The following is a 13514-nucleotide window of genomic DNA, read 5'->3' on the forward strand; positions in this document are numbered from 1 at the left end:
TCTATTCTTCGATTAATCCGCGATATCTAAGCATGCTAGCAAGAATTGCCATTCTAATGAACACACCGTTAGACATTTGGGCGAAGATTCTTGAGCGGTCGCATTCAACCAATTCGTCAGCAATTTCAACGTCGCGGTTTACTGGAGCTGGATGCATGATGATTGCATCATCCTTCATGCGACGTTCACGTGCTTGGGTCAAACCGTATGTTTCATGATACTTAACATCTGAGAATGAACCATTTTCATCAGCAGCGAGTCGTTCGTGTTGAACTCTGAGGAACATCATGACGTCCATTTCTGGTACCAATTCATCGATTTCACGCCATTCACCATATTCAGCAAAGTCTTCGTTAAACCACTTTTCTGGTCCGCCAAAGTATACCTTAGCACCCAGTTTAGTTAATACTTCCATGTTCGAACGAGCCACACGTGAGTGAGCTAAGTCACCGATAATCGCAACTTTAAGTCCTTCAAAATGACCGAATTCTTCATAAATAGTCATCATATCTAGAAGTGATTGTGATGGATGTTGTCCTGAACCGTCACCACCGTTGGCAATTCCTAAATGAACATTTGGATCTTCAACCAAATCCTTGTAGTATTCATTCTTACGGTCACGGATAGCAACTAGGTCAACGCCAATTGCTTGAAGAGTTTTCACAGTATCGGCCATTGATTCACCCTTGCTTAATGAACTAGTTGAAGGATCAAAGTTTACTACGTTCATTCCAAGTTTCCGTTCTGCCATTTCAAAACTGGTGTGGGTTCTTGTACTGTTTTCGAAGAACAAGTTTGATGCATATACGGGTCTGGTTAAAGTAACTTCCTTGCCGTTCTTAAATTGTGAAGCTTCTTTAATAAATTCCAAAACATCGGCAGCACTTAAATCTTCCATGCTCAAAACATTTTCAAAACTGAGTACGTTAGTCATTTCCATCATGGTAAAATTCCTCCTAAAAAAAGCGCCTTGCCGTGTTTGCAAAGCGCCTAATCCAGGGTTCACCTGTAGTAGTATGTGCGTTTTGCTCTCACGGGAGCAAATTAACTTATTTTTATTTTTATAAAGAAAACAGCCTCTCTACCGTCCGTGGGTAAAGAGGCTGCTTTTAGTCTGCTACTAATAGCAAGTTTCTTCGTCGATCCTTCTTAACCTCACGGGGTTATTGTTAAAGGCAATTAACTTTATCCAAAATAATATTCTAATTCTGATCAGAAAGCAACCCCTAAATCTAAATTTGTTTTTGTTTATTTATCCAAAGTTCGTAAAACAACCAAAATTTAGGATAATAATATAGAAATTCAGCTTAGACAGTAACCATTTTGTCGGAATCCGACATTTTTATATTTATGCGTAGTATGCAAAACTTTTTAATATATTTTCATATTTAACCATATTTTCGTATATTTTCTCTTGACAAAGCATCATTTTCCATCTATCTTTTATAACCAAACGCATGAACTTTTGTGTCGACGATAATCAGGAGGTTCGGAAATGAAGAAATATCTAACTTTAGAAAATGGTGATACCTTCGTTGGTGAAGCCTGCGGTGATAAAACTGCAGAAATTGATGGTGAATTAGTTTTCACTACCAGTATGACCGGCTACCAGGAAACGGTAACTGATCCTTCATACGAAGGCCAAATCATCCTATTCACTTACCCACTTATTGGAAATTACGGGATTTCAATGGCAACAAGCCAATCAGATTCAGTTACTGCACGGGCAGTTGTAGTTCGCGAAATGACTGATGAAGTTTCCCATTACCAAAGCGTATTAACCATGAATTCATTTCTTAAACAAGCAGGGGTTCCTGCAATCAGTGGCGTAGACACTCGCCAACTTACTAAGATCATTCGCCGATACGGAACAATGAAAGCTAGCTTGACCAATCAACCAATTAACCAAGAAGAAACGCAAACTCCAAACTTATCAGTAATTGAAGAGAAGAAGTTTAGCAGTCAAGCAAACTCAGAGACTAAAGAAATTGTCCTCGTTGACTTTGGTGTCAAAGACAATATCGTTTCATTACTTCAACAAGAAAACGTGAACGTAACGGTAGTTTCACCAGAATCTACACTGCAAGATATTGAATCACTCCATCCATCTGGAATTTTACTTTCAAACGGTCCTGGTGATCCAACTGACTGGGAAGCCTTTGTGCCAGTAATCCAGGCGCTCCAAGAAAAATACCCAATCTTCGGTATCTGCCTTGGGCACCAACTACTCGCTTTAGCAAATGGCGCCAAAACATACAAGTTACCATTCGGACACAGAGGGATTAATCATCCAGTTAAAGATTTACAAACCGGCAAGATTTTTATTACTTCACAAAACCATGGTTATGCAGTAGATATTGACTCAATTGCTGACACCCCACTGGAATTGACTGCAATTGAAGTTAACGATAAAACGTGTGAAGGTTTGCGTTATCCTGGAAAACCAATTTTCTCAGTCCAATTTCACCCAGAAGCTGCACCTGGTCCACACGAAGCTACTGAACTATTTGATAAATTTCTAAACACAGTCAACGGAGGTGTAGTCAATGCCTAAAAGAACAGACATTAACAAAATCGTGATTATTGGATCGGGTCCAATCATTATTGGTCAAGCAGCCGAATTTGATTATTCTGGAAGCCAGGCATGTCTAAGTTTGCGAGAAGAGGGCTACGAAGTTATCTTGATAAACTCAAACCCTGCCACCATCATGACAGATGATGAAATTGCAGATAAAGTATATCTAGAACCACTAACTTTGCCTAGCATCAAAAAAATCATTAACAAGGAACACCCTGATGCAATTCTGCCAACTCTGGGTGGACAAACAGGACTGAACCTTGCTGTTCAACTAAGTAAAGACGGCATCCTAGACGAACTCGGAATTGAGTTACTGGGTACCAGCCTTAAAACTATCAACCAAGCCGAAGACCGTGAAGAGTTTAAGAGTTTAATGAATGAGTTGGGCCAACCAATCCCAGCATCAAAGACAGTCTATGAGCTTCAAGAAGGATTAGATTTTGCCGAATCAATTGGTTACCCTGTTATCATTCGTCCCGCATATACACTTGGTGGAACTGGCGGTGGAATTGCTAAAAACGCAAACCAAATGGAAACCATTTTAAGCCGTGGTTTAACCATGTCACCAACCACGGAATGCTTGATTGAAAAGAGTATTGCTGGGTATAAAGAAATTGAATTTGAAGTAATGCGTGACCATAACGGAAGTTCGATTATTGTTACGGGAATGGAAAACTTTGATCCAGTCGGAGTTCATACTGGTGATTCAATTGTGTTTGCCCCAACCCAGACTCTAACTGATAAAGAATATCAGCGTTTACGTGATGCATCACTTACTATAGTTAACGCTCTAAAAATCGAAGGTGGCTGTAACGTTCAGCTAGCTCAGGACCCAACTAGTGAAAACTACTACGTAATTGAAGTTAACCCACGTGTTAGCCGTTCTTCTGCTCTAGCTTCAAAAGCAACTGGTTATCCAATCGCCAAAATTGCTGCTAAAATTGCTGTCGGTCTTAATTTAGATGAAATTATCAACCCAATTACGGAAACCACGTTTGCAATGTTTGAACCTGCATTGGACTACGTCGTAGCTAAGATTCCTCGTTTTGCTTTTGATAAGTTTACCAATGCTGACAACACCCTAGGTACCCAGATGAAGGCTACTGGGGAAGTTATGGCAATTGGTACATCAATCGAAGAATCATTGGTCAAAGCCATTAGTTCTTTGGAACTTGATGATGAATTACAGACTAATCTACTATCTCCAGAAGACACAACCAAAAAACTAGCAGTTTTACTAAAAGAAATTGAAACTCCAACAGACATTCGTCTATTTAAGATTTTGACCGCCCTCGGTGAAGGAGCATCAATCAACTCTATTTATAACGCAACTAAAATTGATAAGTTCTTCCTTGAAAAGTTGCAACACATTGTTGACATCCAAAAGGAACTCAAAGGTGGCCTGCTATCAGCACAACTAGTTGAGAAGGCAAGAAAAGCCGGTTTTACCAATGCAATGATCAAAGCTGTTCACCAAGCAACTGATAAAGAACTAGCAAAACTAGACTCAATGGCCAATCAGCACATGGTTTATAAAATGGTTGATACTTGTGCAGCTGAATTTGAAAGCACTACCCCATATTTCTACAGCACAATGGGAACCGAAAACGAAAGTAAACCGCTTGGAAACAGCGTTCTAGTTATCGGTGCAGGACCAATCAGAATTGGTCAAGGAGTTGAGTTCGATTACGCCACTGTCCACAGTGTTAAAGCAATTCAAGCTGCAGGATACAACGCAATTATAATCAATAACAACCCCGAAACGGTTTCCACTGATTTCTCGATTTCCGATAAGCTATACTTTGAACCTTTAACTATCGATAGCGTTATGAACGTCATTGATCTTGAACATCCTCTGGGGGTTGTCGTTGAGTTTGGTGGTCAAACTGCAATTAACTTGACTGAAGAACTTACCAAGCGTGGAGTTAAGATTCTGGGTACATCCCTTAAGGGAATTGAACAAACTGAAAACCGCCACAATTCGAAGATCTATTGATCAGTCAAAACATTTCTCATCCAAAGGGAATGACTGCAATGTCAGCCGAAGAAGCGAAAGGAATCGCCAAAAAGCTTGGTTATCCAGTCTTAGTTCGTCCAAGTTTCGTTCTTGGTGGTCGAGGAATGGCCGTTGTTGATAACGAAGGCGAATTAAACGATTACTTAGGACCTGCACTTAAGGCGAGTCATGGTCAACCCATCCTAATTGATCAATACATTAAGGGGATTGAATGCGAAGTCGATATTCTAAGTGACGGCAAAGACGTATTTGTTCCAGGAATTATGGAACATTTAGAGGGATCTGGAGTCCACTCAGGAGACTCTGTTGCAATGTACCCACCACAGCACCTAACGGATGAACAAAAGACAAAAATTGTTGCAGTGGCTACAAAGATTGGAAAACAAGTTCATGCAGTGGGAATGATGAACATTCAGTTTATCGTTGCCGATGATGTCTACGTCATTGAAGTTAACCCTCGGGCATCAAGAACGGTGCCATTCATGAGCAAGATTACTAAAATGCATTTAGCTCAGCTAGCAACTCACCTAATTTTAGGTAAATCATTAGCGGATCTTGGTTTGAATGCAGGACTTTATCCAGAACCAGACAAAGTGTTTGTTAAGGCACCGGTATTTTCATTCGCAAAACTCCCTGATGCTCCGACCGCTCTTAGCCCTGAAATGAAGTCAACAGGAGAAGATATTGGCTCAGGCGATACTTTTGAAGAAGCCTATCACAAAGCTTTGTTTGACAGTTATCACTACGATTCTGATTCATCAGCCCAAAACATAATTGTTTCGCAAACCGATGGTAACAATGCTGAAACGGTTTCCGAATTAACCAACAATGGATTTAAAGTTATTGAATATTCACACGGAATGGACTGGCCTGATGACCTAGCATTCGTCTTGGCAACATCTGATGACACCACTAGCGACCGCCAACTAATTTTGGCCGCATTAAGCCATCAAACTCCTCTATTTACTGCTTTTGATACTGTAAAATCACTATCACCTAAAAATGTAACAATTAGTTAAAATAAATATTTAAATATGAAAGCGGCTCAGAATATAGCATTCTGAGCCGCTTTTTACATACTATATGTTGTGTTTTTGATTAAATAGCACACAATATATGGTTGAAATGTGTTTCACAAAACCATACAATAATCTCAGACATTTCAAAAAGGGGCGCTGGATATGGATGTAATTAAGAATATAACTTCTACTCAAGAAATCGAAGATAAATTATTAAACTCAACCACTGTAATCAAGGCCGATGGGGAAAAGACTAAATTCTATCCCTACAAAATTAGCTTAGTTCTGGATGAGTTAACAGATGATTCCGAACTAAAGGCTAGCCTTTACGCAACTATTCTCTCAGCAATTGAGGGAACTGCGACAATCACTACTGATAAAATCCGGGAAATTTTTAAACAAGCCTTAGAAGTCGCTGGTCAAAATGACCTACTAAACCAATATACTACATATAGACAAAATGATGTTGCTTCTTTTGAACGGATTACTGATCCCAAAACTAAACTGAATCAATTCTTCAACAATTCTGACACAATTGTTCATGAAAACGCGAATAAAGACAGTGACGTTTTTAGCACCCGACGCGATTTAACTGCCGGGATGGTCGGTAAGTCACTTGGACTAACAATGATGCCACAAACGGTCGCTAAGGCCCATTTACGCGGTGATATTCATTACCATGATCTCGACTACTCCCCATTAACTGAAATGACTAACTGCTGTTTAGTTGATTTTAAGGAAATGCTCACGAACGGGTTTAAAATTGGAAACGCTGATGTTGCGTCACCAAAATCTATTCAAACCGCAACTGCTCAAATGTCACAAATAATTGCCAATGTGGCATCAAGTCAATACGGTGGTTGCTCAGCTGATCGTGCAGATGAACTATTGGCACCATTCGCAGAACTAAACTACAAGAAACATTTAAGAGATGCTGAAAAATGGGTTCCAGAAGATAAGCGGGAAGAGTACGCCAAGAGTAAGACTAAAAAAGACATCTACGATGCTATGCAAGCATTAGAGTATGAGATCAACACCCTGTTCTCATCACAAGGTCAAACACCATTTACCACAGTTGGTTTTGGTTTAGGGACTTCTTGGATCGAACGTGAAATTCAAAAATCGATTCTGCAAATCCGAATCAAAGGGCTTGGCAAGCAACACAGAACGGCAATCTTTCCTAAGCTTGTTTTCACTCTAAAACGCGGATTAAATTTGAAACCAGGTGATCCTAACTATGACATCAAGGAATTAGCTGTCGAGTGTGCAACTAAACGGATGTACCCTGACATTTTAATGTACGATAAAATCAAGGAATTGACTGGAAGTTTCAAGGCTCCAATGGGCTGCCGTAGTTTCCTTCAAGGGTGGAAAGACGAGAACGGCAAGGAAGTAAATTCTGGCCGCATGAACCTCGGAGTTGTAACAATCAACCTACCAAGAATTGCCATTGAATCCCACGGCGATAAGAGAGTATTTGAAGAAATCTTTGATGATCGCCTCCAAGTCGCTAAGAAAGCCCTACTCAATAAAGTTGAGAGAGTAAAGCAAGCAAAACCAGAAAATGCGCCAATTTTGTACCAATACGGTGCATTTGGTAAACGCCTTAATGAAGGTGATTCTGTTGATGAACTATTTACTCACCGTAGAGCGACCGTATCCTTGGGATACATCGGTCTCTATGAAGTCGGTACCGTATTCTATGGTCCAAAGTGGGAACACAACCAGGAAGCCCACGACTTTACCTTAGGAATCGTCAAAAAACTACATGATTACTGTGTTGCTTGGGAAAAGGAATATGACTATCACTTTTCCGTTTACTCAACGCCTGCAGAATCACTAACAGATACTTTTTGTGAAGACGACATTAAAAAGTTCGGTAAAATTAAAGACATCACTGAAAAGGAATATTACACGAACAGTTTCCATTACGACGTTAGAAAGAACCCAACTCCATTTGAAAAGTTAGCATTTGAAAAGGATTATCCAAAGTATGCTTCAGGTGGTTTCATTCACTACTGTGAATACCCAAACCTCAAGCAAAACCCTAAAGCACTCGAAGCTGTCTGGGACTGGGCATATGATCAAGTTGGCTATTTAGGGACCAATACATGTATCGATCATTGCTATAAATGTGGTTTTGATGGTGAATTTAAGCCAACTGCCCGTGGATTCGAATGCCCAGACTGTGGAAACCGCGATCCAGAAACTTGTGACGTTGTTAAACGAACTTGTGGATACTTAGGCAATCCACAAAAGCGCCCAATGGTTCACGGACGTCACGTTGAAATCAGTTCACGTGTTAAAAATATGAAACTGGGTGAGATTCAAAATGGATAGAACAAAAACCACCCGCAAACCTAGAAATCCGCAACCCCAAGAATGGTTGGCTAAAGACCACAGTATCAACTACGTTGCTGACTATAAGCCATTCAATTTTGTTGATGGTGAAGGTGTCCGCTGTAGTTTGTATGTATCTGGTTGCTTGTTTAACTGCCCTGGCTGCTATAACAAGGCAGCGCAGAGTTTCCATTATGGCCAACCTTATACGCAAGACCTTGAAGATCAAATCATCAAGGATATGTCCCAAGACTACGTTCAGGGATTAACCCTTCTAGGCGGTGAACCATTTCTTAACACCGAAGTCTGCTTAAAGTTAGTTCGCCGGATTCGGGCTGAATTTGGTCACACCAAAGATATTTGGTCATGGACTGGTTACACCTGGGAAGAAATGATGCAGGAATCGTATGATAAATTAACTTTGCTTAGTTATCTAGATATCCTCGTCGACGGACGATTTATGCAAGATAAAATGGATCTTACGCTCCAATTTAGAGGTAGCTCAAACCAAAGAATTATTGATGTTCCAAAGTCACTTGCCCAAAACAAGGTAGTTATTTGGGATAAATTAGTACGGTAAAAATCGGAGGCTCACATGGCAAATCTGGAAATTAAAAATTTAAGCGTTGCAGTAGAAGATAAAACAATTCTCAACGGCGTCAACCTGACAATAAATGACGGTGAAGTACACGCTTTGATGGGCCCTAATGGAACCGGAAAATCTACTCTTTCAGAAACGATTATGGGAAACCCTCGGTACAGGGTCACTGACGGTGAAATAATGCTTAACGGGCAAGACTTACTCAAGATGACTGTTGATGAACGAGCAAGAAACGGAATATTCCTGGCTATGCAGTATCCCATGGAGGTAGCAGGAATATCAAACGCTGACTTCATCCATTCTGCCATGAATGCTAAAAACGCAAACCATGCTGTTCCGGTGTTACAGTTCATGCAAAAGCTGGAACAGAACATGAATTTTCTAGACATGAAGCCAGAAGTAGCCGAAAGAGATCTAAACGAAGATTTTTCTGGGGGTGAAAAGAAGCGCAATGAAATTCTCCAGATGATGATGCTCCAACCTGAGTTAGCTATTTTGGATGAAATCGATTCTGGTTTAGATATTGATGCACTAAAGGTTGTAGCTAAAGGAATCAACTCAATGCGGGACAATAAATTTTCTGCCCTCATGGTCACCCATTACCAGCGACTGCTAAACTATGTAGTTCCTGACGTTGTCCACATAATGATGGATGGCAAAATCGTGGAAACTGGTGGCCCAGAACTAGCTCAGCAGCTCGAAAAAACTGGATATTCTGATATTAGAGAGACCCTTGTTGGGGAAAGTACAGGTGATTAGCAATGCAGGAACTTTCATCATTAGCAAAAAAATACGATAAAAATGCCAAATTTCCTGAATATATGGGGATTGATTACTCAACTTCACTGTTCGACTGGCAGGATGTCAACAATTCCGAATGGAAATGGAACGCTAATCAGGACACCCTTTCAGAGTTACGAGCAAATGGCGGAGACGTTAAAACTTTTTCAAGTAGCACAATTACTGAAAATGAGATGAAGTTTTTAACCAATCAAATGGAAACTAATAACGAGAACCAACTGTTACTTAACCATTTTAAAACCGACATCAATGGAATTGTAATTTCTGTTCCTGACAATATTCATATCACCGAACCACTTAACTTAACAATTGATGCAACATCAAATCATTCTGTAGCGTTGACCTTAATTTTAAATATTGGTAGTAATAGTTCCGTATCTATCAATGAACGAGTTAATATTTCTGGTAAAGCAAAGCAGGCCAGCATTAACGTAACGGGTAAAGTAGCAAGTGATAGTTCTGTCGATTTCTCAACTATTATGACCTCACTATCAGACACCAAGCTATTTATTTTTGGTGATCAAAATGTTCAGCAAAACGCAAACCTCAACTGGTCATATTTCTCTTCTTGCAGAGGAAATATTTTAGGCGAGCTAACTACTCATTTAAATGAACAAGGGGCACGAGCAAACTTCTATGGTTTGGAAATTGCCAATTCAAATGATCAAATTGGATTGCAAGCTGCCATCAAACATCATGCTGGCCACTCAACTTCACGTATCAACATGCGTGGTGTTTTATTAAATGACTCGAAACTCGAATTTACCAGTATCGGTCAAATAGATAATGGAGCATCCCTATCAGACGCTCAGCAAGAAAGTAGATTAATGACCGTTGGCAAAAACGCAAACGGGTCGGTCAATCCCCTATTGCTAATTGACGAAAATGATGTAATTGCAGGTCACGCTGCTTCAGTTGGCCGTTTCAACGATGAACAATTGTATTACTTACTTAGTCGCGGGATTCCAGAGAGTGCCGCAAAACAGATCTTAATTAATAGCTTCATTGCCCCAGTTGCATCACATTTACCTGCAGAAGCCAAAGGAATTATTAGCCGTTACTTTGATTAGAGGATATTTCTATGGATAAAGATAATAAAGTCTATCTCGATAATGCTGCCACTGCGCCAATTGCTCCCAACGTTATTTCAGTCATCGAAAACTATTATAAGGACTGTAAGGTGAATGTTCACCGGGGAATGTACAACTCAGCACAACTGGTAACTGACCAGTTTGAACTGGTTAGGTCGAAGATGGCAAAATTCATCAACGCGCCCGAACCAGAAAACATCGTGTTCACTTCTGGTGCTACTGATTCACTTAATATGGTCGCCTTTGGGTTTGCAACCAAGTTGCTAAACCCTGGTGACCATATTTTGACGACAGTTTTGGAGCACCACTCTAACTTTGTTTGTTGGCAGCAAGTCGCAAACCAAACCGGCGCAAGCCTGGACATCGTTCACTTAGATAACAATGGTTACTTAGACCAAAGTGAACTATCCAAATTACTTAAAAATCACCCTAAAATTGTTGCCATTTCAATGATGAGTAACGTTCTTGGAACGGTTCAGCCCATTAAATCGATTAGTAAGACAGTGCATGATGCTGGTGGTTATATCGTTGTAGATGCTGCTCAAGCTATCCCCCACCTACCAGTTGACGTCCAAGATTTAGATGTTGATTTTCTCGCCTTTTCAGGCCATAAACTTTACGGGCCAACTGGGATTGGGGTCCTTTATGGTAAATTAGATCTTTTAACCCAAATGAATCCAGTTAGATTTGGTGGTGAAATGATCGATAATGTAACGGAAACTGAAACAACATTTCAACCAGCACCAATTAAATTTGAAGCTGGAACTCCCAACATTGCGGGTGTTCTTGGATTAGGTGCTGCCATTGATTATCTTTCAAAGCAAGATTTTGATAATCTTATCAGTAAAGAACGCAGATTAGTTTGCTACTTGTTTAGTGAATTAGAAAAAATACCGAACGCGAAACTTTATGGTCCAAAAGAAGCATACGCACACACCTCAGTAATTAGCTTTAACATCGCTAATTACCATCCCCACGATGTCGCCACAATTTTAGATAACTACGGTGTTGAGGTTCGGGCTGGCCACCACTGTGCCATGCCATTAATGCAGGAGCTACATACAGAAAGCGTTGTTAGAGTCAGTTTAAGTTTCCTGAACACTGAAGAAGACATTGATCAACTAATCTTTGGTCTAAAAAAGGTGGCCGATATATTATCATGACCGACATAAAGGATTTATATCAAAAAATTATTATTCAGCATGCCAACTCACCACACAATTTCGGAAACCTACCGGAAACTCCCTTCAAAGTTACTTTAAGAAATCCAAGCTGTGGAGACGTGATTACAGTTGCTGCAACCATCAGTGACAACTATATTTCTAAAGTTTGCTTTACCGGTTCGGGTTGTGCAATTAGCCAAGCTTCTGCCAGCATGATGACGGACATTATTCCAGGAATGATAGTCACTGACGCAATTCAAACTTCCAAGGATTTTCATCACCTTACTGAGGGACAACAGCTTGACCAAAATGTGTTAGCTTCACTATCAGATGCAGTTGCCTTTTCAACTCTCCATCAATTTCCTACCAGAGTTCGTTGTGGTAATTTAGCCTGGCACGCATTAGATACAATTTTAGAAATGTGGGGTAAATAGTATGGAAAATTCTACCGAAACTGAAATCGAAGAACGGGGAGATACCGATAACTTTACCCCATTGCTAAGTACCGGAATTGGTATCAACGAAGATACAATCAGAATGATTTCTAAAGCCAAGCAAGAACCGAAATGGATGTTAGAAAAACGTCTAGCAGCATTTGCTCAGTATAAGGAAATGCCTTTACCCTCATTTGGACCCAATCTCAGTGACCTGGATTTAAGTGATATTTTGTACTTTCAACGACCAGTTAATCACGTGTCTAGAACATGGGATGAAGTTCCAGACACAATTAAAAAAACTTTTGATCGAATTGGCGTCCCCCAAGCTGAAAGAGAATACCTTGCTGGTTCAGCTGCCCAGTATGAATCAGAAATGGTCTACAGTAACCTTAAAAAAGAACTAGAGAGTCAGGGAATCATCTTTATGGACACTGATTCTGCCCTCAAGCAACATCCTGACATCGTTAAAGAATACTTTGGCACATTGGTACCTGCAGATAATAACAAGTTCTCCGCCCTCAATACAGCAGTCTGGTCAGGTGGAACATTTATATATGTTCCCAAAGGGGTTCATGCCGACATCCCGATTCAAAGCTACTTCAGAATCAATGCTGGTCGCACAGGACAGTTTGAGCGAACCCTAATCATCGTGGATGAGGGAGCCAGCGTTAATTACGTTGAAGGCTGTACTGCTCCAAACTACTCTGAGGACAGCCTCCACGCCGCTGTCGTAGAAGTGTTTGTTAAGGAAGGTGGATACTGTCGATACACAACCATTCAAAATTGGTCCACTAATGTGTATAGTTTAGAAACCAAACGAGCTACTGCTGCCAAAGACGCAACCATGGAATGGATTGATGGTAACCTAGGCTCCAAAGTAACCATGAAATACCCAAGCGTTATTCTCACTGGAGAACATGCATCTGGAACAATGCTGTCAATCGCTTCTGCCGGTGGTGGAATTCATCAGGACACTGGAGCCAAAATGATTCACCTGGCTCCCCACACCAGCAGTTCCATCGTTTCTAAAACAATTTGTCATGACGGTGGCCGAGTCGATTACCGTGGATTGGTTAAATTTGGCAAAGACGCACACTTTGCACACTCTCACGTTGAGTGCGACACCATTTTAATGGATCCAGAAAGTGCAAGTGATACCTTCCCGCAAAATGACATTGAAACAACAGACGGAACTATCGAACACGAAGCTAAGGTTTCCAAAGTTTCTGAAGAACAGCTTTACTACCTAATGAGTCGAGGATTAACTGAAGAAGAGGCCACCCAAATGATTTTGATGGGATTCTTAGACCCCTTCACTAAACAGTTGCCAATGGAGTACGCGGTTGAACTGAATCGATTAATTAAGTTCCAAATGGAAGGCAGTATTGGATAGGTAGCACTGCATAAATCTCTTATTTATTCCTTTATTATCATTAATAACGTAAAGAAGCTACGATGCTTTCAACA

At 40.4% G+C, this 13514-nt stretch carries 9 protein-coding genes and 1 pseudogene; 9 read left to right on the forward strand and 1 reads right to left on the reverse strand.

The annotated features are described in order from the left end of the window. Position 1: 1 nt before the first annotated feature. Positions 2 to 934: an aspartate carbamoyltransferase catalytic subunit gene (locus PL11_RS03695; RefSeq protein WP_418287668.1), complete on the reverse strand. Its 933-nt coding sequence runs from the start codon at positions 932 to 934 to the stop codon at positions 2 to 4. Between the two features lie 561 nt (positions 935 to 1495). Between PL11_RS03695 and PL11_RS03700 the strand changes: the two genes are divergently transcribed. From PL11_RS03700 to sufB, 9 genes and pseudogenes are all read left to right on the forward strand, one after another. Then, positions 1496 to 2554, forward strand: coding sequence for a carbamoyl phosphate synthase small subunit (locus tag PL11_RS03700; RefSeq protein ID WP_035166445.1), 1059 nt, complete (start codon positions 1496 to 1498; stop codon positions 2552 to 2554). Next, positions 2547 to 5614: pseudogene (gene carB, locus PL11_RS03705) on the forward strand (carbamoyl-phosphate synthase large subunit). The gene PL11_RS03700 and the pseudogene carB overlap by 8 nt, the downstream one beginning before the upstream one ends. Positions 5615 to 5776: 162 nt before the next feature. Then, positions 5777 to 7954 carry an anaerobic ribonucleoside-triphosphate reductase gene (nrdD, locus tag PL11_RS03710; RefSeq protein WP_035166446.1) on the forward strand — a complete coding sequence of 726 codons (2178 nt, stop codon included), beginning with the start codon at positions 5777 to 5779 and terminating at the stop codon, positions 7952 to 7954. Beyond that, positions 7947 to 8534: an anaerobic ribonucleoside-triphosphate reductase activating protein gene (gene nrdG / locus PL11_RS03715; protein ID WP_035166447.1), complete on the forward strand. Its 588-nt coding sequence runs from the start codon at positions 7947 to 7949 to the stop codon at positions 8532 to 8534. Before nrdD ends, nrdG begins: the two co-directional genes overlap by 8 nt. A gap of 15 nt (positions 8535 to 8549) precedes the next feature. Continuing rightward, the gene (gene sufC / locus PL11_RS03720) at positions 8550 to 9314 is read left to right on the forward strand and encodes a Fe-S cluster assembly ATPase SufC (RefSeq protein WP_035166448.1); all 765 of its coding nucleotides are present in this window, start codon (positions 8550 to 8552) and stop codon (positions 9312 to 9314) included. A gap of 2 nt (positions 9315 to 9316) precedes the next feature. Further along, on the forward strand, positions 9317 to 10426 hold the full coding sequence (locus tag PL11_RS03725; protein ID WP_052127737.1) for a SufD family Fe-S cluster assembly protein: 1110 nt from the start codon (positions 9317 to 9319) through the stop codon (positions 10424 to 10426). Positions 10427 to 10437: 11 nt separating this feature from the next. Further along, the gene (locus PL11_RS03730) at positions 10438 to 11610 is read left to right on the forward strand and encodes an aminotransferase class V-fold PLP-dependent enzyme (RefSeq protein WP_035166449.1); all 1173 of its coding nucleotides are present in this window, start codon (positions 10438 to 10440) and stop codon (positions 11608 to 11610) included. Further along, positions 11607 to 12044 (forward strand): Fe-S cluster assembly sulfur transfer protein SufU, encoded by a 438-nt coding sequence (gene sufU, locus PL11_RS03735; RefSeq protein ID WP_035166450.1) that lies wholly within the window; start codon positions 11607 to 11609, stop codon positions 12042 to 12044. The genes PL11_RS03730 and sufU overlap by 4 nt, the downstream gene beginning before the upstream one ends. Position 12045: 1 nt before the next feature. After that, a complete protein-coding gene (gene sufB / locus PL11_RS03740; RefSeq protein ID WP_035166451.1) occupies positions 12046 to 13440 on the forward strand; it encodes a Fe-S cluster assembly protein SufB in 1395 nt (464 codons plus the stop codon). Positions 13441 to 13514 lie beyond the last annotated feature (74 nt).

The sequence above is a fragment of the Lentilactobacillus curieae genome, from assembly GCF_000785105.2.
In the GTDB taxonomy this organism is placed as follows: domain Bacteria; phylum Bacillota; class Bacilli; order Lactobacillales; family Lactobacillaceae; genus Lentilactobacillus; species Lentilactobacillus curieae.

Coding starts and splice junctions, on each gene's coding strand:
- PL11_RS03695 (WP_418287668.1), bottom strand. CDS start 934: ATGACTAACGTACTCAGTTTTGAAAATGTTTTGAGCATGGAAGATTTA.
- PL11_RS03700 (WP_035166445.1), top strand. CDS start 1,496: ATGAAGAAATATCTAACTTTAGAAAATGGTGATACCTTCGTTGGTGAA.
- nrdD (WP_035166446.1), top strand. CDS start 5,777: ATGGATGTAATTAAGAATATAACTTCTACTCAAGAAATCGAAGATAAA.
- nrdG (WP_035166447.1), top strand. CDS start 7,947: ATGGATAGAACAAAAACCACCCGCAAACCTAGAAATCCGCAACCCCAA.
- sufC (WP_035166448.1), top strand. CDS start 8,550: ATGGCAAATCTGGAAATTAAAAATTTAAGCGTTGCAGTAGAAGATAAA.
- PL11_RS03725 (WP_052127737.1), top strand. CDS start 9,317: ATGCAGGAACTTTCATCATTAGCAAAAAAATACGATAAAAATGCCAAA.
- PL11_RS03730 (WP_035166449.1), top strand. CDS start 10,438: ATGGATAAAGATAATAAAGTCTATCTCGATAATGCTGCCACTGCGCCA.
- sufU (WP_035166450.1), top strand. CDS start 11,607: ATGACCGACATAAAGGATTTATATCAAAAAATTATTATTCAGCATGCC.
- sufB (WP_035166451.1), top strand. CDS start 12,046: ATGGAAAATTCTACCGAAACTGAAATCGAAGAACGGGGAGATACCGAT.